A 24,183-nucleotide genomic window follows, 5' to 3' on the forward strand; every position below is an offset into this window, starting at 1 on the left:
GATAGTCTGAATTAATGCCCTGGAAACGGCACCAGGCTATAACAGGTAATCCCCTGCTTTTCCAGACGCTGCTCACCGCCCAGATCGAACAAATTGATGATGAACGCCGCATCGGTGACTTTCCCGCCCAGACGACGGATCAGCTTCACGGTCGCCTCAATGGTGCCACCTGTCGCCAACAGATCGTCCACGACCAGCACGTTGTCGCCAGGTTTAATCGCGTCGACATGGATTTCCAGCTGATCGGTGCCATACTCCAGTTCATAGGTCTCGGCAATAGTTTCACGCGGTAATTTGCGCGGTTTACGTACCGGAACAAAACCAACGCCCAGCCCAAGCGCAACCGGCGCGCCAAACAGGAAGCCACGCGCTTCGGTGCCGACCACTTTGGTAATACCCGCATTTTTATAACGCTCAACCAACAGGTCAATACTGAGCGCGTAGGCTTTCGGGTCTTCCAGTAAGCTGGTGACATCACGGAAAAGAATGCCCGGTTTCGGGTAATCCTGAATGCTTTTGATGCTGTTTTTGAGAAACTCAAGCTGCTGTGCAGTCGCGGTCATGGATATATGCCTGCTAAGTACGGTGTTACTCACGGCGCAATACTTTTCGGTCAGGAGTAACGCTCGGTTACTCTTTGACCGCCTGCGCCTGTGCTCGAAAACGGTCGAATTTACTGGCTGTGAACGACAATTGCAACAGCGATTCGTGTGCTTCAGCGCTTTTGTTGCTTTTCATCAATCACCGGTATCCGCCACATAAAAATCAGCAGGCAGGTCAAAATAACCAACAGCAGCACCCGCACCCACATCATATTCACCAGCCACAGCGAAATACCAAAGGTCAGCAATATCAGCGCGATCGCTCGCGGTTTTGCTCCCGGCGGCATGGCTCGATAGCGTTGCCAGTGGCGCAGATAACCGCCAAACCATGAGCGGTATAACAGCCAGGCATGGAAACGCGGCGACGAGCGGGCGAAACACCAGGCCGCCAGTAAAATGAACGGCGTAGTCGGCAACAGGGGCAAAACCACGCCCAATGTCCCTAATACTACCGCCAGCCAGCCAATGATGATTAAAATAGTACGTTGCATAATGCGAATCGTTATCAAACAGAAGGCTACTGTAGCACAGCCTGTCTTATTTTCATCGGGGTGTTGAATTGAAAACCGCTATGCTGTTACAGACGCTGGAAGAGAGGCTGGCGACGCTACGCCAACGCTGCGCGCCGCTGGCGCAACATGCGACGTTAAGCGCGCGCTTTGACCGGCATCTTTTCCGTACCCGCAGTACTCTGTTGCAGGGATATCTGGAAGAGGCAGACGCCAATCTCGCCGCGCTGCGTCAGGCGGTAAAACATGAGCAACTGCCGCAAGTCGCCTGGCTGGCGGAACATCTGGCTTCGCAACTAGAGGCGATATCGCGTGAAACCGCCGCCTGGTCGCTGCGCCAGTGGGACACCGCCGCGCCAGGACTTGGCCGTTGGCAGCGCAGACGAATACAGCATCAGGAGTTTGAACGTCGACTCCTGGTGATGACACAGGAGCGCAAAATTCGTCTGGCGCAGGCGACCCGCCTTGTCGAACAACAAACGCTGCAAAAGGAAGTCGAGATCTATGAAGAACGACTGGCGCGCTGTCGACATGCGCTGGAAAAAATAGAAAACGTACTGGCGCGTTTAACCCGTTAATCCAGGAGAAAGTATGTCGCTTGAAAATGCCCCTGATGAAGTCAAACTGGCCGTGGATTTAATTGTTCTACTTGAAGAGAATCGCTTACCGGCACGAACGGTGCTACGCGCGCTGGAAATTGTTAGGCGTGATTATGAAAACAAGTTAAAAAGTACGGAAGACGACTCGCAAACAGAGTAATTGCCCCCTGGTTTGTCCTCGTTGTCGCTGACAGAGTGGTCGCCACAGTCAGGCAACAAGGGACGGGTCATGGAACGTCTACCCACCACGCCGCACGATGCGGTATTTCGACAGATGCTGATGCAAAAAGAGGTCGCCCGCGACTTTCTGGCTATCCACTTGCCAGAAGCCTTTCTTGAAATCTGCGATCTGGATTCACTGAAGCTGGAGTCGGGGAGTTTTGTTGAAGGCAATTTACGCAGCCGCTATTCAGATATTCTCTACTCTCTGCATACCCAACACGGCCCCGGGTATGTTTACGCGCTCATTGAACATCAGAGCAAATCAGACCGGCTGATGGCTTTTCGCCTGATGCGTTACGCCATTGCCGCAATGCAGCGTCATCTGGATGCCGGTCATGATACCTTGCCGCTGGTGGTGCCAATCCTCTTTTATCACGGTCCGGAAAGCCCGTGGCCCTATAGCCTTAACTGGCATAATATGTTTGTGAAACCGGATATGGCGAAGGCCTTATACCCAAAATAATTCGAGTTGCTTAAAGGCGGCAAGGGAGTGAGTCCCCAGGAGCATAGATAACTATGTGACTGGGGTGAGCGAGCGTAGCCAACACATAAGCAACTTGAAGTATGAAGGGTATATACAGCCATGAATTTGCGCTGGTCGACCTGACGATAATGCCGGATAATCAGCTTTTGCAGCATCGGCGGATAGCGATGTTAGCGCTCCTGCAAAAACATATTCGTCAACGCGATTTAAGCGAACTGCTCGACCCCCTTATCACACTTTTAACGCAGGACCATTTAACGGACACGCAGCTCAGTGTGCTGGTCAACTATATGTTGAAAGCAGGAAACGCCGCAGAACCCGGGGCGCTGATTCGTCAACTGGCGCAGGGCGCGCCGCAGTATAAGGAGCAACTGATGACAATAGCGGAATGGCTGGAAGAAAAAGGCCGCACGGAAGGGTTGCAAAAGGGCCTGCAAAAAGGGCTTGAGCAAGGGTTAGCACAAGGCCGTGAGGCCGAAGCGCGCGCTATTGCCCGCAAAATGCTTGCCAACGGACTGGAACCCGGACTCATCGCCAGCGTCGCCGGCATTACGTCGGAAGAGCTTTCCACGCTTTCGCATTAGCGGTGCCGCGCGCACTAATAAAGCGCGCGGCCCATCGCCTTTTAGCTTGCCGCCGACGCCAGATCGCCGCCGTTGAGATCGCGCTTCACTTCCGTGACTTCATCGCCCTTCGCGTTGTGCAGATGCACCTCAAGCTGGTTAAAGGCGATATTGATATCATTTTCGCGGCACAGTCGATCGATCGCGCGGTTCAGTTCATCCACCGTATGGCTACGATCGCGCAATTCACGCACATACAGACGCAGTTCATGATCCAGCGTACTGGCGCCAAAGGTGGTGAAGAATACGGCAGGTTCCGGATCGTGCATCACCTTCGGATGTTCCATCGCCGCCTGTAGCAGGACTTTTTTCACTTTCTCCAGATCCGAACCATAGGCCACGCCAAGCCGGATCACCAAACGGGTCGTGGTATCGGACAGGGACCAGTTAATCAGCCGCTCCGTCACGAACGCTTTGTTCGGAATGATCACCTCTTTACGATCAAAATCGGTAATAGTGGTGGCACGAATACGAATCTTACTGACCGTGCCGGAGTAGGTGCCGATCGTTACCGTATCGCCAATGCGTACCGGACGTTCGAAGAGGATGATTAAACCCGAGACAAAGTTACCGAAGATCTCCTGTAGCCCAAAGCCGAGACCCACCGACAACGCCGCCGCCAGCCACTGGAGTTTATCCCATGAGACGCCAAGCGATCCGAATACCGTCATCGCGCCAACAGCGATAATGATGTAGTTAAGGATCGTGGTGATCGCATACGAGGCGCCCTGGCGCATATTCAGGCGTGAAAGCACCAGCACTTCCAGCAGACCGGGTAAGTTGCGGATGAGCGCCCAGGCCACCATCGCAGCGATAATGGCGAATAACAAGCTGCCCATCGTTACGCTTTTCACCACCGCAGCGCCAGCTTCGGAGCCGTTGTAGTGCCACAGCGTGATGCTATCAAGATAGCTGAATACAGTGATCAGATCGGACCAAATCGCCCAGAACATAACGCCGAACAGGGCAATCATCAGCAGCATCGTGATACGTAACGTTTGCTGGTTAATTTGCTCCAGCGCGATGGTGGGTTCTTCCTGTGGCTCCGCACCTTCCGCTCCCTCTTTAACCAGGTTTTGACGGCGAGCCAGTGCGCGGCGCCAGGCAATCCGGCGCGCCGCTACGCTTAATCCACGCAGCACCGTTTGATAAAGCAGGTTCCAGATAATGACCAGATAGACGGTTTCAATCCAGCGCCCCGCCAGGCGCAGCGTGGTATAGAAATAGCCAGTCGCCGTTAATACCATTAACGCTACCGGAATGATGGAAAGAATCGTCACGGTCACCAGTCGAATGCCGTGAGATTCTTTATCGCGCCAGCTTTCCCGACACAGCGGCCACACCAGCAACGTTATCAACAACAGGTTGAGAAAAATAACTGCCTGCCCCAGCACGTCATCCATCAGGTTCAGCGGCGACAGTTCCGCCACCACAGACCAAAAATGCAGCGGCAGCAATGCGAGGCTAATGCGTACAATCTGGCGACGCCAGTGGCTGGTCAACTGCGTCGGCATACCAAAATGGCGTATCGCCACGCCCTCTTTTTCCAGAACCTTCCAGCACAGCCCAAATACCAGCCAGAACAGCGCGAGCTTCTTGCTAAAGGCCCAGAGCAGATCGCTGATATTTAACTGCATGGTCAACAGGATCAGTCCAAGCGCGAGGATAATCAGGCACACCGGCAGCGCGCGGATCAGATCGATCAAAATAGCTTTCGGCGTGTTGAGTTGACTATCGTTACGCAACGACCCCACGGCGGCGGCCAGCTTCTGTTGATACGCTTTTAACCATTTCAGGCGCCAGCGAATTAAACCGGCGATAAGCAAGAGCGGCAATCCGGCCAAAAAAGCAATAAATACCGCGGGCCAGGCTTTTTGCCAGTTCACCGTGACTTTCATGGCGCTGAACTGATCTTTTAACGTTTGGGGGAATGCTTTAAGCCAGTCCCAGTCCATGGGGCGGTTACTGTTCACCCAAAAAATCTGCTGCGTCAGAATGGCTTTCAGATTTTTCGAGACGCTCATTAACTGCTGCTGATTAATCTGCAGGTTAATTGCCATCATCAGCTGGTTACCCAACTGTTTATTTAGCTGATCCAACAGCTCACGGCGCATCTCCACTACCTGAAGCAACGCATCGTGAACTTCATCATTCACCTCGCTGGTATGCCCCTCTTCCAGCTTGTCGACAAAGGCATCGCTTTGGAATAAGGCATCACGCTGCTGGTTGACTTCAAACTGTTCCAGGCGCAAATCCGCAATGCGGTTGGTCATGTCTTCGAGTTCATCGGCAGAGGGCAGGGTTTGCTGCTGCTGGTAAAGAATACGCGACAGCAACAGGCTGCCTTTTAAGACGGCAATCTGTTCTTTGATATTTCTTTCCGACTGCAGCGCGCGATCGAGCCAGTTTTTCACTTTAATATTTTGCTGCATCAACATATTGCCATTTTCGGTCGCGACAATCAGACGCTGGCTTAGTTGATGGTTAATATCCAGCGCCTGCTTTACCAGCGGGTTTTCCTGGATACGCGCCGTTTCGTCCGGCGAAATGGCCTCCTGGGCCGTTTTTTCCGTTAGCGTAAGTCGTTTACTGTTGACCGCCTCCTGTAAAAGTTGAAGCTGATGCTCAAGGCGATTACTGTTGGCCGTCACGTAATCCCGCTGTTTTTGCAAGGTATCCTGCAAAACAGTATTCCCTTCGAGACTCTTACGTTGCTGGTCGATCTGCGCGTTAAGCAGCGCCTGCTGCGCCTGTAATAACACCTGTTGGCTGGGGCGCAGCGCAGCCTCGCCGACGTTATTGCCGTCCAGACGGTTACGGATTTGCTGCATTTGCTGTGAGGCGGTATACATGGCGTTTTGTACGCGCTCCGGCTGGGTCTGTAACGAAACCAACTGGCTGTTATAAGCGGCAAGATCGTTTTGCGAATTTTGCAAATCATCCAGTACCTGCGCCACGCGCAGTTCAAGCTGGCGTAGCGAAAGCGTACTCAGCATTTTTCGCGTTTCATCATCATTATCGACATCGCTCAGCGCATTCAACGCGTCCGTCGCCTGACGCATTTTTTCAGGCGCCCGCGCCACCTTCTGCCGCAGTTGTACGGTCTCATCTTTTATCCGCTCGATTTTCTCCAGCGTGGCTAGCGTATCAATAAGATCTTGCTGGACGAGCTTATCCTGGGCGGAGAGATCTTTTTGCTTATTCAGCGTATCCAACTGGTTTTGCACATCCGCCTTTGACGGCAGGTCGCCATTCGTTTGCCCCCGTGCAAACGCCAGAGACTGACAGGACAGCAGGATAATAAGGAAGCTAATTGTAATAAAAACAAAATGCTGTGAACGTTTATAAAGCTTCAACATAGTCATGAGAATGAAGTGTCTGAACCGGCAAGCAGAGCGGAAATAATTAAGCCGCAAGAGTATCACGCCTGTAACAAACAGAATAGCGAGACAGAAAACGTCCAGGAGTTTTCCTGGAATAGTATCAGGGGGTGTCGTTGACCGTCGACGCTCGCAGGGTCGGACACAGTTGATACATCTCCAGCAGGATGGTGACGTAGGCGCGAGCTTCTTTTTTTAAATCAAATGATTGCGGGGCAAATAACCAGTTTTCCATAATCCCTGAAATAAAGCTGCGCATCAGTATCGCCGCACGACGGGTCAACAGATTTTCAGGCAACATTTTAGCATTAATACAATGTGTTAACGTTTGTTCTATCCGATCGTAACTTTCCAGACAAAGGCTACGTTGCGCCTGTTGAACCACAACCATTTCTCCGACAAACTCACATTTATGGAATATAATCTCCATCAATAAGCGGCGTCGTTCTTCTGTTACAGTAGCTTCAAGAACATGAACTAAAATTTCTCTTAATACAGATAGTGGATCGTCGGGGAATTTTGCCTGATACTCAATCTCAAGCTCACCAATATTGGATTCTGATAGCTCCCAGATCTCACTGAATAAATCCGACTTATTTTTGAAATGCCAATAGATTGCGCCGCGCGTCACGCCAGCAGCGTTCGCAATCTCCGCCAGCGAGGTCGCCGATACGCCTTGCTGCGAGAACAAGCGCAGGGCCACATCCAGGATGTGTTGTCGTGTTTCCAGCGCTTGTTGTTTGGTTTTTCGTGCCATATGTCGGTGAATTTACAGGCGTTAGATTTACATACATTTACGGATGTATGTACCATAGCACGACGATAATATAAACGCAGCAATGGGTTTAAGGACCTTTGACCATTGACCAATTTGAAATCGGACACTCGAGGTTTACATATGAACAAAAACAGAGGGTTAACGCCTCTGGCGGTCGTTCTGATGCTCTCAGGCAGCTTAGCGCTAACAGGATGTGACGACAAACAGGACCAGCAAGGCGGCCAGCAGATGCCAGAAGTTGGGGTTGTCACGCTAAAAACGGAACCACTGCAGATCACAACTGAACTTCCGGGTCGTACCGTTGCTTACCGTATCGCCGAAGTTCGTCCACAGGTAAGCGGCATTATCCTGAAGCGTAATTTCGTTGAAGGAAGTGATATCGAAGCGGGAGTCTCTCTCTATCAGATTGATCCTGCGACCTATCAGGCGACTTACGACAGCGCCAAGGGCGATTTGGCAAAAGCACAGGCCGCCGCGAATATCGCTGAACTGACGGTGAAGCGTTATCAAAAACTGCTGGGTACGCAGTACATCAGTAAGCAGGAATACGATCAGGCGCTGGCCGACGCGCAACAAGCGACTGCCGCCGTTGTCGCAGCAAAAGCCGCCGTTGAAACCGCACGTATCAACCTGGCATATACCAAAGTTACCTCACCGATTAGCGGCCGTATTGGTAAGTCGTCCGTAACGGAAGGGGCGCTGGTACAGAACGGTCAGGCGTCGGCGCTGGCGACAGTGCAGCAGCTAGACCCTATCTATGTGGATGTGACCCAGTCCAGCAATGACTTCCTGCGCCTGAAACAGGAGCTGGCAAATGGTTCGCTGAAACAGGAAAACGGCAAAGCGAAGGTGGACCTGGTGACCAGCGACGGTATCAAATTCCCACAGTCCGGTACACTTGAATTCTCCGACGTTACCGTTGACCAAACCACCGGATCTATTACTTTGCGCGCCATCTTCCCTAACCCGGATCACACCTTATTGCCAGGAATGTTCGTTCGCGCACGTCTGCAGGAAGGGACAAAACCGACGGCATTACTGGTTCCACAACAGGGCGTTACCCGTACTCCACGCGGCGATGCCACGGTGCTGGTGGTTGGCGCCGATAACAAAGTCGAAACCCGCCAAATCGTCGCAAACCAGGCGATCGGCGATAAGTGGCTGGTGACTGACGGGTTGAAAGCGGGCGACCGCGTAGTCGTCAGCGGGCTGCAAAAAGTACGTCCTGGCGCACAGGTTAAAGTGCAGGAAATTACCGCGGATAACAAACAGCAAGCCGCAAGCGGTGATCAACCTGCTCAGCCCAGGTCTTAACTTAAACAGGAGCCGTTAAGACATGCCTAATTTCTTTATCGATCGCCCTATATTTGCGTGGGTGATCGCCATCATCATCATGTTGGCAGGGGGGCTCGCGATCCTCAAATTGCCGGTAGCGCAATATCCAACGATTGCGCCGCCAGCAGTGACGATCTCCGCGACCTATCCTGGCGCTGATGCGAAAACGGTACAGGATACCGTCACGCAGGTTATCGAACAGAATATGAACGGTATCGATAACCTGATGTATATGTCCTCAAACAGTGACTCCACGGGGACCGTGCAGATCACGCTGACCTTTGAATCCGGCACCGATGCGGACATCGCGCAGGTTCAGGTTCAGAACAAACTGCAACTGGCAATGCCGTTACTTCCGCAGGAAGTACAGCAACAGGGCGTGAGCGTTGAGAAATCCTCAAGTAGCTTCCTGATGGTAGTGGGCGTCATTAACACTGACGGCACCATGACCCAGGAGGATATTTCGGATTATGTTGCCGCCAATATGAAAGATCCGATCAGCCGTACTTCTGGGGTGGGCGACGTTCAGCTATTTGGTTCGCAGTACGCGATGCGTATCTGGATGAATCCGACAGAGCTGACCAAATACCAACTAACGCCAGTCGACGTGATTAACGCTATCAAAGCGCAGAACGCCCAGGTCGCAGCAGGTCAGCTCGGTGGTACGCCGCCAGTAAAAGGCCAGCAGCTTAACGCATCGATTATTGCCCAAACGCGTCTGACCTCGACGGATGAGTTTGGCAAAATCCTGCTGAAGGTGAATCAGGATGGCTCCCAGGTTCGTCTGCGGGATGTAGCGAAAATTGAGCTTGGCGGCGAAAACTACGACATCATCGCGAAATTTAACGGTCAGCCGGCTTCAGGTCTTGGCATCAAACTGGCTACCGGCGCCAACGCGCTGGATACCGCTACCGCTATTCGCGCCGAACTGAAAAAAATGGAACCGTTCTTCCCGCCTGGGATGAAAATCGTCTATCCGTATGACACCACGCCATTCGTGAAAATCTCTATTCATGAAGTGGTAAAAACGCTGGTCGAAGCGATTATCCTCGTGTTCCTGGTCATGTACCTGTTCCTGCAGAACTTCCGTGCGACGTTGATTCCGACCATTGCGGTTCCGGTAGTGTTGTTGGGAACCTTTGCCGTGCTTGCGGCCTTCGGTTTCTCGATAAACACTCTGACGATGTTCGGGATGGTGCTCGCCATCGGCTTGCTGGTGGATGACGCCATCGTGGTGGTCGAGAACGTTGAACGTGTTATGACGGAAGAAGGCCTTCCGCCGAAGGAAGCAACGCGCAAATCAATGGGGCAGATTCAGGGCGCATTGGTGGGTATCGCGATGGTACTGTCGGCGGTATTTATTCCGATGGCCTTCTTTGGCGGCTCAACCGGGGCGATTTATCGGCAGTTCTCTATCACCATCGTATCGGCGATGGCGCTGTCAGTGCTGGTTGCGCTGATCCTGACGCCAGCGCTGTGCGCCACGATGCTCAAACCCGTCGCCAAAGGCGATCACGGCGAAGAGAAAAAAGGCTTTTTCGGCTGGTTTAACCGCCTGTTCGATAAGAGCACGCATCACTACACCGATAGCGTAGGCAATATTCTGCGCAGCACCGGTCGTTATCTGCTTCTCTATCTCATTATCGTCGTCGGTATGGCTTATCTGTTCGTTCGTCTGCCAAGTTCTTTCTTGCCGGATGAAGACCAGGGCGTATTTCTGACAATGGTTCAGCTCCCTGCTGGCGCGACGCAAGGACGCACGCAAAAAGTGCTGGATGAGGTCACGGATTACTACCTGAACAAAGAGAAAGCCAACGTTGAGTCAGTATTCGCCGTCAACGGCTTCGGTTTTGCAGGACGCGGTCAAAATACCGGTATTGCGTTCGTATCGTTAAAAGACTGGGCCGATCGTCCAGGTGATGAAAACAAGGTTGAAGCGATTACCCAACGGGCAACCGCAGCGTTTTCACAAATTAAAGATGCGATGGTTTTCGCCTTTAACCTGCCAGCGATTGTTGAACTGGGCACCGCAACCGGGTTTGACTTCGAGTTGATTGACCAGGCAGGCCTTGGCCATGAAAAACTCACCCAGGCGCGTAATCAGTTGTTCGGCGAAGTGGCGAAATATCCTGATCTGCTGGTAGGTGTTCGACCTAACGGCCTGGAAGATACGCCGCAGTTCAAAATCGATATCGACCAGGAAAAAGCTCAGGCGCTGGGCGTGTCCATTAGCGACATTAATACCACGTTGGGCGCAGCATGGGGTGGCAGCTATGTAAACGACTTTATCGATCGCGGTCGTGTGAAAAAAGTTTACGTGATGTCCGAAGCGAAATACCGCATGTTGCCTGATGATATTAATGACTGGTACGTCCGTGGTAGCGATGGTCAGATGGTGCCGTTCTCCGCATTCTCCTCTTCCCGCTGGGAATATGGTTCGCCGCGTCTGGAACGCTATAACGGTCTGCCTTCGATGGAAATTCTGGGTCAGGCGGCGCCAGGTAAGAGTACCGGTGAAGCGATGGCGATGATGGAAGAACTGGCCAGCAAGCTGCCATCCGGCATCGGGTATGACTGGACCGGGATGTCCTACCAGGAACGATTGTCCGGCAACCAGGCCCCTGCCCTGTATGCTATCTCGCTGATCGTCGTCTTCCTGTGTCTGGCGGCATTGTATGAGAGCTGGTCTATACCGTTCTCCGTAATGCTGGTCGTGCCGCTTGGGGTTATCGGCGCTCTGCTTGCCGCCACCTTCCGCGGGCTGACTAACGACGTTTACTTCCAGGTGGGCCTGCTCACAACCATTGGGTTGTCGGCGAAGAACGCGATACTTATCGTCGAATTCGCCAAAGACTTAATGGATAAAGAAGGAAAAGGTCTGGTAGAAGCGACGCTGGAGGCCGTCCGTATGCGTTTGCGCCCGATTCTGATGACCTCGTTAGCATTCATGCTGGGGGTTATGCCGCTGGTTATCAGTTCCGGCGCGGGTTCCGGCGCTCAGAATGCGGTAGGTACTGGCGTACTGGGCGGGATGGTAACGGCAACCGTACTGGCTATTTTCTTCGTACCGGTCTTCTTCGTGGTGGTCCGCCGCCGCTTTAGCCGTAAAAGCGAAGATATAGAGCACAGCCATTCTACAGAACATCGCTGATCTACTGATTGTTGATAAGGCCGCGCAAGCGGCCTTTTTTTGCGTAAAAATCATAAAATACGCTTATTGTTAGATTGTTTATTTTTTGCCATATTAATAAAACGTATAGTCCCTACCGCTTTAAAGGCTTTTCTTAGGAAGCCCGGCAATTCCTTAATTCAGCCATTAATTAAGGAATATTAAGAATATTCCTGGCTATTTTCTCCTGTCAGTGACTATTGTTTTAGCCTGAAAAGCTAAAAAACGTTAACCCAATGATTACACAAACATTAAAAATGGTCCCTTTTTAGGCATATGGCGCCGACTGTTAACATTCGAAAAAGTATGCCAGTAAGCGGATTTCACGCAATTGTAATTTTTCGTAATATGACGATGAAAAGTTTTTTAGAGTAGATTATAGTTAAATCATAAGGTGACGTGGGGAAGTACCAGGTTAGTTAGTTGTATCCATCCCGAAGGTGTTCGGTTAGTTCAAGCCACTAAAAAGGGGATGCATTATGGACGAATACTCACCCAAAAGACATGATATAGCACAGCTTAAATTCCTTTGCGAAACCCTGTATCATGACTGTCTTGCAAACCTTGAAGAAAGCAATCATGGTTGGGTTAATGACCCGACTTCAGCAGTCAATCTCCAGCTCAATGAGCTGATAGAGCATATTGCAACCTTCGCACTTAATTATAAGATTAAGTACAATGAAGACAATAAATTGATTGCGCAGATAGATGAATACCTGGACGACACCTTTATGTTGTTCAGCAGCTATGGTATTAATACGCAGGATTTGCAAAAATGGCGTAAATCGGGCAACCGCCTGTTTCGCTGTTTCGTCAACGCCACCAGGGCCAATCCTGTTAGTTTGTCTTGTTAAAAATTATTACAATCATAGGTAGAATTTATGTCTGATAAACCATTAACTAAAACTGATTATTTGATGCGTTTACGGCGCTGTCAGACAATTGACACTCTGGAGCGCGTCATTGAGAAAAATAAATATGAACTGTCCGATAATGAGTTGGCTGTATTTTACTCAGCAGCGGATCACCGTCTTGCAGAATTGACGATGAACAAACTTTACGACAAGATCCCCTCTTCAGTATGGAAATTCATTCGTTAATCACTCGGCATTGCTTTTCAGGGAATACTCAGGTGTTATCCGACCCTTCGTTTTTGGCTAATAACACAATGGACTATTATATAACAGTGACATAGATCACATACAAATATCAGGGAACGTTCCCTCTAATAATATACTATCGCTTATATTACGATAATATCCACTAAGGGGAACGCGCAGTGAGTGATGAAAAACAAAAAATGATCGCTGGGGCGCTGTATTGCCCGACCGATGAAACTTTATGCCAGGATCGTCTGCGGGCGCGCCAACTCATCCATCAATACAACCATACTACGCCTGATGAAATAAATAAGCGTCAGGCAATTTTAGACAATCTGTTAGCCCGAAGCGAAGACGCCTATATTGAGCCTTCTTTTCGCTGCGACTATGGCTATAATATTTTTCTTGGTCACTCCTTTTACGCTAACTTCGACTGCGTCATGCTTGATGTTTGCCCAATTCATATCGGCGACAATTGTATGCTCGCGCCAGGGGTACATATCTATACTGCCACGCATCCGCTGGACGCCATCGAACGCAACAGCGGCAGAGAGTTAGGCAAACCTGTTACTATCGGAAATAACGTCTGGATAGGTGGACGAGCCGTCATTAATCCGGGCGTAACCATCGGCGATAACGTCGTCGTCGCTTCAGGCGCTGTGGTGATAAAAAACGTACCGCCAGATGTCGTGGTAGGCGGAAACCCGGCGCGGATTATTAAAAAATTGTAGTTAAAATGACAACTGTTATGCTAATTCGTGGTTAATCTGTTACTTTTTTTACGTTACGCCTCCCTTTAAAATGGGCTGTTATTACCCGTATGTCGCAGAAATCATGAAGGCAAAAGATGACAGAGATACAGCGCCTGCTTAGCGAAACTATTGATGACTTAAACGTCCGTGAAAAACGCGATAACAGACCGCGTTTTAGTATCAGTTTTATCCGCAAGCATCCTGGGCTATTTATCGCGATGTATGCCGCCTGGTTTGCGACGCTGGCGATCATGCTGCAATCAGAAACGCTGGTGGGGTCAGTGTGGCTGTTAGTGGTGCTATTTATCGTATTTAATGGCTTTTTCTTTTTCGACATCGCCCCGCGTTATCACTATGACGACATCGACGTGCTGGATCTCCGGGTCTGTTACAACGGCGAATGGTACAACACCCGCTTTGTTCCCCCCACGCTCATTGAGACAATTCTTCAATCTCCACAGGTGGATAATGAGCATAAAGTCCAGCTACAAAAAATGGTTGCCCGTAAAGGCGAGCTTTCCTTCTACGATATTTTTACGCTGGCTCGTGCAGAAGCAAGCCGATAATAAAAAAGTGCGCACCCTCCCTGGTACGCACTGCTTTCCCCGAACTGTTGGCTTTTAACGTCTTTTTTTACGTCCCTGAACCGCCTTAAACCGTGGATTTGTTTTACAAATCACGTATAAACGTCCTTTTCGTTTCACTATCTGGCAATCCGGATGCCGCTGTTTTGCATTGCGAAGTGAGTTTAGCACCTGCATTTCATTTACCCCCGTTTAGCGCCGATAAAATGACCAAAACGTTTCTGGAAACGCGCGGCGCTACCTTCGTTATCAAACGTTTTTTGTTTACCGGTATAAAAAGGATGTGATTTTGATGACACATCAATGGTGACATATGGATACGTTACGCCGTCCAGTTCGATTTCACGTTCGGTTTTGATAGTTGACCCCACCTTCACATATTCATTTGCGCTAGTGTCGTGAAATACGACGGTGCGGTACACAGGATGGATATCAGGTTTCATTGCACTCTCATGATTATGTTATAACATAACAATACAGTACGCCATTAACGATCTTTTTTCAACCCGCAAACATTCACGATCTCTTCCTGGCGGCAAAAACAACGTGGCGTAACGCGCTAGTCTGGCTCCTGAATCTATAAAATCGATAGAATAGCTTTATCATTCGAGGGCGCGATTTGCGATCGGATATACTTTATCTACGCTGTGTTTATAAGGACATCACTGTGACAACACGACATCTGGTCAGCCTGGTAACGGGAGTGCTTATCCTGTCTGTCCTTTTCCCGATAGGATTGAGTCTGTGGCTGGCGCACCGTCAAGTTGAAAAAAGGTTTAATGAAGAGCTGGATATCTTCTCGTCCCGGGTGGCGCTACGTACAGAAAGGGTCAGTGACCAGGCAAAAGCCGCGTTAACGCATATCGCCGCCTTTAAAGGCGAGCCCTGCAGCAGCGCTCATTTACTCGCCATGCGTCGCGTGTCTTATAGCTTTCGGTATGTTCAGGAAGTTCTGTACCTTAAAAATACGATTCCCGTTTGCTCCTCACTTGAAAAAGAGAGCCATATTCCCGCTTTCCCTCCGCCAATGAAAATCACTCGGGACGGTTATCGCGCCTGGTTTACAGCGCAAAACGATCTGGGTATAAAACGCTATATGGCGGCACTCGGTAGCGATAACTATATCGTGATGATCGACCCGGCGTCCTTTATCGATGTGATTCCATTTGGAGCATGGCCGATTGACGTCGCCATTATTGGTCGGGAGCGTAATACCGTGGTTGCCAGCAGCGGTAAGCTTAACCCCGCAATCCTTCCGCTGATTCAGCATGAGACGCCCCTGCGGCTGGAAAACCGAGGCATTCTGTACGCTATCCACCCCCTTCCGGAAATGGGCATCACTATCGTAAGCTGGGCATCCACCGCTCCGCAGGAAAAGAACTGGTATCGCCAGGCGTTTATCTGGCTACCGGCGGGCATCGTAACGGGTCTGCTGGCCGCGGCCTTTATTCTGCGTATTTTACGTCGGCTACAGTCGCCCCGCCACCGTCTCCAGGATGCGATAGACAATCGCGAAATTAACGTACACTATCAGCCTATTGTCTCCCTGAGCAGCGGGAAAATTGTCGGCGCCGAAGCGTTAGCTCGTTGGCAACAGGCGGACGGCACCTTCCTTTCACCGGAAATTTTTATCGCGCTGGCTGAGCAAACCGGACTTACGGAGCCGCTAACCCGGCTAATCATCGAAACCGTTTTTGAAGACATGGGGAGTTGGTTAAAGTCCCATCCCGAGCAACATATTTCGATCAATCTTGAGGCATCCGATCTGGCGTCGGAAACGCTCCCGGCGCTGTTAAGCACGCTGCTGAACCGTAGCCAAATTTCTCCGTCGCAAATCGCGCTTGAGTTAACGGAACGCGAGTTCGCCGATCCGAAAACCAGCGCGCCAATTGTCGCCAGATACCGTAACGCAGGGCATTCAATTTATATTGATGACTTTGGCACCGGCTATTCCAGCCTCAGCTACTTACAAAATCTGGATGTGGATGTCCTTAAAATTGATAAATCTTTTGTCGATGCGCTGGAATATAAAAACGTCACGCCGCATATTATTGAAATGGCAAAAACGCTCAAACTCAAAATGGTCGCAGAAGGTATCGAAACGACCAGACAAGAACAGTGGCTACGCCAGCATGGCGTGCATTATGGTCAGGGCTGGTTATACAGTAAACCGCTATCCGGCTCGGCATTTATTCTTTGGGCGGAACAGCGGCTATAACGTCGCACAGAAGAAAAGAACAGTGTGGAGAGGCAGAATTGGGTGGGGGCCCTGCCAGCTACATCCCGGCACACGCGTCATCTGCCTTGGCTGCTTCCTTCCGGACCTGACCTGGTAAACAGAGTAGCGTTGCGGGAGAACCAACAGAGCCCCCATTGAGAGCGTTGTGAACCAACGCGCAGGCGCATTATCACTGCTATACCGTGTAATTGCAACCCATCAGGCGCTGGATGCTGGTTTCTTGCGCACCTGGGCTTTCCTCTCCCCTTATTCCAGATTATCCTGAAGCATTAATGCAGGATTCTATTATGGATATTCAGGACACATTTCCGCAGCGCGTCTGGCAAATCGTCGCCTCGATCCCGGAAGGTTTTGTCACGACCTACGGCGATGTCGCCCGGCTTGCCGGTTCGCCTCGGGCGGCGCGTCAGGTCGGCGGAGTTTTAAAACGTCTGCCGGAAGGCAGCACTTTGCCATGGCATCGGGTAGTGAACCGCCGCGGCGCGATATCACTTACCGGGCCGGATCTACAACGGCAACGCCAGGCATTACTGGCAGAAGGCGTGGTGGTGTCGGGGAGCGGGCAAATCGATTTACAACGCTATCGCTGGGTGTATTAACCCTCTCCGTTACGGAGAGGGTTGGCGCAGGATTAATACTGGGTAGGCGCAGGAACGGCAGAAGACGGATTGACTTGGGTCGGCGAAGTCGATGGAACCGTCGTCGTCGCACCACCACTGGCCTGAACAGGCACCGCCGTTTGCTGTACCGGTACCAGCGTCAGGTCCGCTTTGGTGCCGCCATTATTAATCACCGGTTTCACGCTATCGGTAATAAATACCAGCTTATTGTCAACGGTGATTGCCGCGCTCAGGAGAATACGTGCGTTAGGTTGAATATCTGATGGGTTAAACGGCAGCACAAAACTGAAAGGCGCCTGTTTACCTTCGGTCCGTACCGCTTTTTGCGACAGCACCTTAGACGGTGTATCAGCCAAAGAAGCATCAGAAAGCGTTACGGTCAGCACCGCATCTGGCGGCAGAGCGACCTTCTGGCGGATCCAGACGGTACCGGAAACATTGGGTTGCTGAATAGTAGACTGGTTAGCTGTAATCGACATGTTAGGGTTTGGCGCAGGCGTCTGGATATCAGCGCTTTTATCAGCGCAGGCCGCCAGAGATATCGCAACCGCTAAACCACTTACGATGTGCACGAGTTTCATTCAATTCTCCTTATCATCAATGCACCAGCAGGCCTTTCCCCCCGCCGGAAGAGTGGTTAACAGAAACATAACGTGATTAAGTGTGGCACAGGTCACTCATTTTTGCCTGGAATTGCTCTGTTATTCAGACTTTTGTACCCATCGGACCACTTGCGAAATTGCGTTATACTCAGGCCTACCTCGCTTCGGCATCGTTGTCACCTGGAGAGCATGTATGAGTCAGACGCTAAATAATTTGCTGACATTGTTGAATCTGGAAAAAATTGAAGAAGGACTCTTTCGGGGCCAAAGTGAAGACTTAGGGCTGCGTCAGGTATTTGGCGGTCAGGTGGTGGGCCAGGCGTTATATGCCGCCAAAGAGACGGTGCCGGAAGAGCGACTGGTGCATTCATTCCACAGTTATTTTCTGCGACCAGGCGATAGTCAAAAACCCATTATCTATGACGTTGAAGTGCTGCGCGATGGAAATAGTTTTAGCGCCCGCCGCGTTGCCGCTATTCAGAACGGGAAACCCATCTTTTACATGACCGCCTCATTCCAGGCGCCGGAACCGGGTTTTGAACATCAAAAAACCATGCCGACGGCAACCGGGCCGGAAGGACTACCGTCAGAAACGGAAATCGCGCAGTCGCTGGCGCATTTACTGCCGCCGATTCTGAAAGAAAAGTTTCTCTGCGATCGCCCCCTGGAGATTCGTCCTGTCGAATTTCACAATCCGTTAAAAGGTCACGTCGCCGCGCCAACCCGTCAGGTATGGATTCGCGCCAACGGCACCGTTCCGGATGACATTCGCGTCCATCAATATTTACTGGGATATGCCTCTGACCTGAATTTCCTCCCCGTCGCGCTTCAGCCTCACGGCATCGGTTTTCTGGAAAAGGGCATTCAGATCGCCACTATCGATCACTCTATGTGGTTCCATCGCCCGTTCAATCTTAATGAATGGCTACTTTATAGCGTGGAGAGCACTTCCGCCTCCAGCGCCCGGGGCTTTGTTCGCGGCGAGTTTTATACTCAGGATGGCGCGCTGGTCGCCTCGACCGTGCAGGAAGGGGTGATGCGTAATCACAATTAAAAAACATGCCGCTATCCGGCGTTAATGGCCTGATGGCGATGCGCTTATCAGGCCTACCGTAGGCCGGATAAGACGCTTTCGCGTCGCCATCCGGCATGTTGCGCAATCACGCGTTATATGCATTCTCGCCGTGGCTGTTCACATCCAGCCCCTCGCGCTCCTGCTCTTCCGGTACGCGCAGTCCAACAAGGATATCCGCCAGTTTGTAACCAACAAACGCGACAACGCCGGACCAGGCGACCGTAATAGCAATACTTTCCAGTTGTACCATAACCTGATGGCCCATCGTAACGCCGTCGACAAAGCCAACGCCGCCCAGCGAACTGGCGGCAAAAACGCCGGTCAGGATACAGCCGACTATTCCGCAAACGCCGTGAACGCCAAATACGTCGCACGGATCATCTACCCGTAACAGACGTTTAAGCATGGTGACTCCCCACAATCCCGCCAGACCCGCAATAACGCCGATAACCAGCGCGCCGCCAACGCCAACATAGCCACAGGCTGGCGTCACGCCGACCAGACCGGCAATCGCGCCGGAACAGGCTCCCAGCAGGGAAGGTTTACCGCGTAGCGTCCACTCGCCGATAATCCACCCCAGAATCGCGGCGGCGGTCGCCACCACGGTGTTCACAAAAGCCAGCGCGGCTATCTCGTTTGCGCTACTGGCAGAACCCGCGTTAAATCCAAACCAGCCGATATACAGGATCGCAGTACCGGTAAAGACCATCGGCAGATTATGGGGTTTAAATGCTTCTTTCCCAAAGCCGACGCGCTTACCAATTAAATAAGCCCCCACCAGACCGGCGATAGCGGCGTTAATGTGCACCACCGTACCGCCGGCAAAATCCAGCGCGCCGTGAGCAGCCAGCAGGCCGCCGCCCCACACCATGTGCGCAATCGGAATATACGAGAGCGTGAACCACACCACGACAAAAATCAGTACCGCCGAAAAACGAATACGTTCCGCCAGCGCGCCGACAATCAGCCCGACGGTAATACAGGCGAAAGATCCCTGAAACGCGACATGGATATACTGATAAATCGTGCCCGTTACCGCCGTCAACGCGATGTTCTTCAACATCGCCCCCTCGACATTACCGAAGAAATGATTCCCTTCGCCAAAAGCCAGCGAATAGCCGTATACCACCCATAAAATACAGACCAGCGCAAAGGTGACGGTCACTTGCGTTAACATCGACAGCACGTTTTTAGCGCGGATTAATCCGCCATAAAACAGCGCGATACCCGGTATCGTCATAAACAGCACCAGCGCGGTGCTGATCATCATAAAAGCATTATCCGCTTTATCGGCAACCGCTGGCGCGGCCATCGTTAGCCCAGGCAGCAGCACCAGTGAAGCCAGTGTGGTTTTTATCATCGCTATCTTCATTTTTTCATTTCCTGTTGCTGTGTGGCGGGTCTTAAAGCGCCGCTTCGTCAGCTTCGCCGGTACGAATCCGAATAACACGCGTGAGCTCCGCGACGAAAATTTTGCCATCGCCAATTTTTCCGGTATAAGCCGCTTTAGTGATGATATCGATCACCTCTTCCAGTTGGTCGTCGGCGATAGCCACATCAATTTTGACTTTCGGCAGGAAATTCACGCTGTACTCCGCGCCGCGATACAGTTCGGCGTGTCCTTTTTGACGACCAAACCCTTTCACTTCGGTGACGGTCAATCCCTGAATGCCAATAGAAGAAAGCGCTTCCCGCACGTCCTCCAGCTTAAACGGTTTGATAACCACGGTAACCAGCTTCATAGCCCCCCTCCAGTCAGAATTAGGTAAGGCATATAGACTATTCAAAATGAGCGTTGCAAAGGGTGTGCCAGAAATGAGTGAGTGGTGAAAGGCGCGGTTAGCGGGGCGTCTTTATATTGACGCGCCCCAAAATCGAAGCAGGAAAAGAAAAACGCACCATGACGGTGCGTGATGGGCGAGGTTTTGCGCCACGGGGCAAAACCTTACGTCGCGGGGCCGGACTCCTCATGTACGCTGGCGGCTAACTCCTCACCAACCAACTGTAATTGATACATTTGCCAGTAGCGTCCTTGCGCCGTCAGCAATTGTTGATGCGTCCCGCGCTCCACCGCCTGGCCGCGGTGGAGTACCAGAATGGTATCCGCCTCCACGATAGTCGATAGCCGATGGGCGATAACCACCAGCGTGGTGCGCTCGCGAATCGCCGCCAGCGCCTGCTGTATCGCCTGCTCAGTGCCGGAATCGATGCTGGCCGTCGCTTCATCAAGAATTAATATTTGCGGGGCGTCAACCAGCACGCGCGCCAGCGCCAAGAGTTGTTTTTGCCCGACGGACAGCGTATTCCCCTGCTCACCAAGACGCGTATGCAGCCCGTGGCTCAGGCCGCGCGCCAGGTCTGCCAACTGTACCGTTTCCAGCGCCTGCCAGACCTGCGCCTCTGAAACATCGCGCCCCAGCGTCACATTGGCCAGAAAGGTATCCGCCATCACTACCGGGTCCTGTTGAACCATCGCCACGCCCTGGCGTAAAACGCGATGATTAAAAGAAGAGATTTCTCGCCCATCCAGCCGAATTTCGCCTTGCGTCAGCGGGTAGTACCCCATCAACAAGCTGGCGAGCGTGCTCTTCCCGCTGCCTGTGTGTCCCACCAGCGCCACAAAACTACGGGACGGTACTGATAGCGTAATGTCCTGTAAAACAAGGCTATCATCGCGGTAAGCAAACGACAGATGATCAATATCAATCGCGCCGCTTTGCAACGGCCTGTCGTCGCTGCCATAGCGCTGTCGTGGGCGATCCATCAGTTCAAAAACACGCTCTCCCGCCACAACCGCCTGCTGTAGCATGGATTGCTGGGTGGTCAGTTCAATGAGCGGCTCGTTCAGACGCGACAAATAGCTAATGAACGCATACAGTACCCCGACCTCAATCGTGCCGGCAGACGTAAAACTGAAGAGCATCAACAGACCGCACAAAATGAGCGCGGAAAAGAGGCTAAGCAGCGGACGCAATAAAAATCCGTCTAAGCGCAGCGTCTGCATCCGCGCCATGTAGTGCGAACGGCTGGCCTCGCCCATTCGTTCGCCAAAGCGCGCCTGCTGGCGAAACTGCTGAATAACGCTCATCCCGTTGATGATTTCGTTAAATCCATCGTTAATATCCGCCAGGTATGCCCGCACGCGGCGTACCATCGGCGTGCTGTAGCGCTGATAGATGATCATCACGGTCAATACCGCCGGAAAAATCAAAATCGCCACCAGCGCCATCCGCCAGTCAAGGCTGAACATGGCGACCAGCATGGCGCCGATCAGCGCCGCGCTACGTAATACCGTCGCGACGACCGTGACATACAGATCGCGGATAACTTCCGTGTCGTTAGTCACGCGTGAAATTAATTGTCCGACAGGCTGGGTGTCGAAGGCGCTTAACGGCTGGCGCAAGGCGGCATCCATTACGTCAGTGCGCAAGGTCTGAACCACGCCAACGGCCGCCCGGTTAAATAATAAAGACTGGGCGTAATGCAGGCCCGCCGCCAGAAACTGTAGTCCCACATAGGCGGCCGCCAGCCCCGCGACTTTACCCAGAGGTAAATGGTGTTGGGCCACCATGTTGTCAATGAAATAGCTGATCAGCAGCGGACCGCTAACCTCCGCCGCCGCCGCAATCCACAGCATAATCACCGCGACAGAGAGCGGTTTTCGCCAGGGCGAGCCATACGCCAGCAACCGTTTCAGCGTCGGCCATAGCTGTCCAAAACTACGCATTCGCCGCCTCCTCGCCGCTTTCCGGCGCGTCATCCAGCGCGGCCTCCAGTTGCTGATAGCGATACATATCGCGATACCAGCCAAGCTGCTGCGCCAGTTGATCGTGATCGCCGCGCTGAACAACATGACCATGTTGCATCACCATAATTTCATTGGCATCGGTCAACGCAGATAAACGATGCGCGCTTATGATGACCGTGCGCCCTTCGCCCCACTGGCGCAAATTATGCAAAATCTGATGCTCCGTGCGACCATCTACTGCCGAGAGCGCATCATCGAGAAGCAGAATTTCCGCATTCAACAGTAGCGCTCTGGCAATCGAGATACGCTGTTTTTGCCCTCCCGATAACATTACGCCGCGTTCGCCTACCTGCGTGTCGTAGCCCTGAGGAAGACGGAGAATATCCTCATGTACGCTGGCTAAACGCGCCACCTGTTCAATCTCTTCCTGGGTCGCCTCCGGGCGTCCGAGCGCAATATTATTGGCAATAGAGTCCGAGAACAAAAACGGCGTCTGACTGACCACCGCCAGTCGGCTACGCCAGCTATCAAGCTGCAGATGCGTCAACGGCATGTCATGGAAACGGATTTCTCCCTGCGTCACATCAAAATGGCGCTGGATAAGCGACAATATTGTGCTTTTCCCCGCGCCGGTCGGACCGCATATCCCCAGCATCTGACCCGGTTTAAGACGAAAGTTCACATTCTCCAGCGCCGGATGCGTCGTTTGCGGATAGCGAAACTCACGAATGGCCGCCGTCAATTCGCCCCGCCCCGCCGGGACCGGCTCTTCGCCATCCTTAACTACCGGCGCTTCCGCCAGCATGGCGCGGATGCGGCTGTAAGCGGCGCTACCTCGCTCCACGATATTAAACATCCAGGCCAGCGCCAGCATGGGCCAAATCATCACCCCCAGATACATCATAAAGCTGGTGAGTTCGCCCAGCGTCAGGCTGCCGTTAACCACCATCCAGCTTCCGCCGCTAATCGCGAGCAGGTTCGCCATGCCAATGGCGATGTAAATAGTTGGATCAAAACGCGCATCAATACGCGCCACTCGCATATTTTTCTTGCCAGTATCTTCGGCATCCGCCGCAAACAGCGAGGACTGGCGGTCCTCCAGGCCAAACGCTTTTATCATGCGAATGCTGGTCAGACTCTCCTGCGTGCGGTCGTTCAGGCTGGAGAAGGCGGCCTGCGCCAGTTTGAAGTAATCATGCAGCCGATCGCCGTAACGTTTGATCATCAGCGCCATAATCGGCATCGGCAACAACGCTAATAGCGTTAGCTGCCAGCTAATTTGCGTCGACATGACAATCAGTACCGCGCAGCCCATTACCAACGAGTCAACCAGCGTCAGAACGCCCTCGCCTGCCGCAAATACCACGCGATCCACATCATTCGTCGCGCGCGCGATAAGATCGCCCGTCCGATGGCGCTGATAAAATTCAGGATGCTGGCAACTAAGCTGGCGATAATAATCTTCACGCAGTTCAACGGCTAATTGATAAGAGGCACCAAATAGCAGCACGCGCCAGACATAGCGCAACAAATAGACCACCACGGCGATCAGGGCAATGGTGCCAATCCACATCGCTATCCGGCCAGAAGTAAAATGCTGTGCGGTTACGCCATCCACGACGATCCCCACCACTTTGGGTGGGATCAGCTGAAGAATCGAAATAAGCATAAGCAGGGCCACCGCGCCAAGATAGCGACGCCATTCCCGGCGAAAGTACCAGCTTAATTGAGCAAATAATCGCACGCGTTATTTCCTGATATG

General features: G+C 52.1%; 22 protein-coding genes, 1 other RNA gene and 2 pseudogenes. 13 read left to right on the forward strand and 12 right to left on the reverse strand.

Annotation, left to right across the window (positions count from 1 at the left end):
- Nucleotides 1–11 precede the first annotated feature (11 nt).
- A complete protein-coding gene (gene apt, locus ACE15A_RS16560; RefSeq protein ID WP_023246710.1) occupies nt 12–563 on the reverse strand; it encodes an adenine phosphoribosyltransferase in 552 nt (183 codons plus the stop codon).
- Between the two features lie 152 nt (nt 564–715).
- Nucleotides 716–1,093 carry a DUF454 family protein gene (locus tag ACE15A_RS16565; protein WP_023178567.1) on the reverse strand — a complete coding sequence of 126 codons (378 nt, stop codon included), beginning with the start codon at nt 1,091–1,093 and terminating at the stop codon, nt 716–718.
- A 68-nt stretch (nt 1,094–1,161) separates the two neighbouring features.
- Here ACE15A_RS16565 and priC point away from each other — a divergent pair, with 68 nt between their 5' ends.
- From priC to ACE15A_RS16585, 4 genes and pseudogenes are all read left to right on the forward strand, one after another.
- On the forward strand, nt 1,162–1,689 hold the full coding sequence (priC, locus tag ACE15A_RS16570; protein ID WP_053508528.1) for a primosomal replication protein N'': 528 nt from the start codon (nt 1,162–1,164) through the stop codon (nt 1,687–1,689).
- Nucleotides 1,690–1,702: 13 nt separating this feature from the next.
- Complete coding sequence (gene rsmS / locus ACE15A_RS16575) at nt 1,703–1,870, forward strand: pleiotropic regulatory protein RsmS (protein WP_023246708.1); 168 nt, start codon at nt 1,703–1,705, stop codon at nt 1,868–1,870.
- A 69-nt stretch (nt 1,871–1,939) separates the two neighbouring features.
- Nucleotides 1,940–2,383 (forward strand): annotated as a pseudogene (locus ACE15A_RS16580) (Rpn family recombination-promoting nuclease/putative transposase); the annotation flags it as partial.
- Nucleotides 2,384–2,508: 125 nt separating this feature from the next.
- Nucleotides 2,509–3,000: pseudogene (locus ACE15A_RS16585) on the forward strand (Rpn family recombination-promoting nuclease/putative transposase); the annotation flags it as partial.
- 41 nt (nt 3,001–3,041) lie between these two features.
- Here ACE15A_RS16585 and mscK read toward each other — a convergent pair.
- On the reverse strand, nt 3,042–6,404 hold the full coding sequence (gene mscK / locus ACE15A_RS16590; RefSeq protein ID WP_053508530.1) for a mechanosensitive channel MscK: 3,363 nt from the start codon (nt 6,402–6,404) through the stop codon (nt 3,042–3,044).
- A gap of 118 nt (nt 6,405–6,522) precedes the next feature.
- Complete coding sequence (acrR, locus tag ACE15A_RS16595) at nt 6,523–7,176, reverse strand: multidrug efflux transporter transcriptional repressor AcrR (protein WP_023246704.1); 654 nt, start codon at nt 7,174–7,176, stop codon at nt 6,523–6,525.
- Nucleotides 7,177–7,317: 141 nt separating this feature from the next.
- Between acrR and acrA the strand changes: the two genes are divergently transcribed.
- The 6 genes from acrA (at nt 7,318) to ACE15A_RS16625 (ending at nt 14,119) form a co-directional block, all read left to right on the forward strand.
- Nucleotides 7,318–8,511, forward strand: a complete 1,194-nt coding sequence (gene acrA, locus ACE15A_RS16600) for a multidrug efflux RND transporter periplasmic adaptor subunit AcrA (protein WP_023246703.1) — start codon at nt 7,318–7,320, stop codon at nt 8,509–8,511.
- 22 nt (nt 8,512–8,533) lie between these two features.
- Entirely contained in the window at nt 8,534–11,683 is a 3,150-nt protein-coding gene (gene acrB / locus ACE15A_RS16605) for an efflux RND transporter permease AcrB (protein ID WP_023246702.1), read from the forward strand.
- Between the two features lie 497 nt (nt 11,684–12,180).
- A complete protein-coding gene (gene tomB, locus ACE15A_RS16610) occupies nt 12,181–12,555 on the forward strand; it encodes an Hha toxicity modulator TomB (RefSeq protein WP_000344807.1) in 375 nt (124 codons plus the stop codon).
- Between the two features lie 27 nt (nt 12,556–12,582).
- Nucleotides 12,583–12,801 (forward strand): HHA domain-containing protein, encoded by a 219-nt coding sequence (locus tag ACE15A_RS16615; protein ID WP_001280991.1) that lies wholly within the window; start codon nt 12,583–12,585, stop codon nt 12,799–12,801.
- 179 nt (nt 12,802–12,980) lie between these two features.
- Nucleotides 12,981–13,532, forward strand: coding sequence for a maltose O-acetyltransferase (maa, locus tag ACE15A_RS16620; RefSeq protein ID WP_053508533.1), 552 nt, complete (start codon nt 12,981–12,983; stop codon nt 13,530–13,532).
- Nucleotides 13,533–13,648: 116 nt separating this feature from the next.
- Nucleotides 13,649–14,119, forward strand: coding sequence for a YlaC family protein (locus tag ACE15A_RS16625; protein WP_053508535.1), 471 nt, complete (start codon nt 13,649–13,651; stop codon nt 14,117–14,119).
- A gap of 54 nt (nt 14,120–14,173) precedes the next feature.
- Here the strand turns inward: ACE15A_RS16625 and ykgO are convergent, their stop codons facing one another.
- Nucleotides 14,174–14,314 (reverse strand): type B 50S ribosomal protein L36, encoded by a 141-nt coding sequence (gene ykgO / locus ACE15A_RS16630; RefSeq protein WP_001197749.1) that lies wholly within the window; start codon nt 14,312–14,314, stop codon nt 14,174–14,176.
- A 5-nt stretch (nt 14,315–14,319) separates the two neighbouring features.
- Nucleotides 14,320–14,580, reverse strand: coding sequence for a type B 50S ribosomal protein L31 (locus tag ACE15A_RS16635; RefSeq protein ID WP_023182818.1), 261 nt, complete (start codon nt 14,578–14,580; stop codon nt 14,320–14,322).
- A 224-nt stretch (nt 14,581–14,804) separates the two neighbouring features.
- Between ACE15A_RS16635 and ACE15A_RS16640 the strand changes: the two genes are divergently transcribed.
- Complete coding sequence (locus ACE15A_RS16640; protein ID WP_053508537.1) at nt 14,805–16,355, forward strand: EAL domain-containing protein; 1,551 nt, start codon at nt 14,805–14,807, stop codon at nt 16,353–16,355.
- 49 nt (nt 16,356–16,404) lie between these two features.
- Here the strand turns inward: ACE15A_RS16640 and ffs are convergent.
- Nucleotides 16,405–16,501, reverse strand: an RNA gene (ffs, locus tag ACE15A_RS16645) — signal recognition particle sRNA small type.
- Nucleotides 16,502–16,585: 84 nt separating this feature from the next.
- Here ffs and ACE15A_RS16650 point away from each other — a divergent pair.
- Nucleotides 16,586–16,975, forward strand: a complete 390-nt coding sequence (locus tag ACE15A_RS16650) for an MGMT family protein (protein WP_023246698.1) — start codon at nt 16,586–16,588, stop codon at nt 16,973–16,975.
- A 32-nt stretch (nt 16,976–17,007) separates the two neighbouring features.
- Here the strand turns inward: ACE15A_RS16650 and ACE15A_RS16655 are convergent, their stop codons facing one another.
- On the reverse strand, nt 17,008–17,577 hold the full coding sequence (locus ACE15A_RS16655; protein ID WP_000779808.1) for a YbaY family lipoprotein: 570 nt from the start codon (nt 17,575–17,577) through the stop codon (nt 17,008–17,010).
- 214 nt (nt 17,578–17,791) lie between these two features.
- Here ACE15A_RS16655 and tesB point away from each other — a divergent pair, with 214 nt between their 5' ends.
- The gene (gene tesB, locus ACE15A_RS16660; RefSeq protein WP_023246697.1) at nt 17,792–18,652 is read left to right on the forward strand and encodes an acyl-CoA thioesterase II; all 861 of its coding nucleotides are present in this window, start codon (nt 17,792–17,794) and stop codon (nt 18,650–18,652) included.
- Between the two features lie 106 nt (nt 18,653–18,758).
- Here tesB and amtB read toward each other — a convergent pair whose 3' ends face one another.
- The 4 genes from amtB to ACE15A_RS16680 all read right to left on the reverse strand — a co-directional run bounded on the left by amtB (nt 18,759) and on the right by ACE15A_RS16680 (nt 24,165).
- A complete protein-coding gene (gene amtB, locus ACE15A_RS16665) occupies nt 18,759–20,045 on the reverse strand; it encodes an ammonium transporter AmtB (protein WP_023246696.1) in 1,287 nt (428 codons plus the stop codon).
- Between the two features lie 31 nt (nt 20,046–20,076).
- A complete protein-coding gene (gene glnK, locus ACE15A_RS16670; RefSeq protein WP_023246695.1) occupies nt 20,077–20,415 on the reverse strand; it encodes a P-II family nitrogen regulator in 339 nt (112 codons plus the stop codon).
- Between the two features lie 203 nt (nt 20,416–20,618).
- Entirely contained in the window at nt 20,619–22,400 is a 1,782-nt protein-coding gene (locus ACE15A_RS16675) for a SmdB family multidrug efflux ABC transporter permease/ATP-binding protein (protein ID WP_023246694.1), read from the reverse strand.
- On the reverse strand, nt 22,393–24,165 hold the full coding sequence (locus ACE15A_RS16680) for a SmdA family multidrug ABC transporter permease/ATP-binding protein (protein ID WP_053508541.1): 1,773 nt from the start codon (nt 24,163–24,165) through the stop codon (nt 22,393–22,395). The genes ACE15A_RS16675 and ACE15A_RS16680 overlap by 8 nt, the downstream gene beginning before the upstream one ends.
- Nucleotides 24,166–24,183: the final 18 nt, after the last annotated feature.

This window comes from Salmonella sp. HY31 (genome assembly GCF_042604575.1).
GTDB classification, from domain to species: Bacteria; Pseudomonadota; Gammaproteobacteria; order Enterobacterales; family Enterobacteriaceae; genus Salmonella; species Salmonella diarizonae.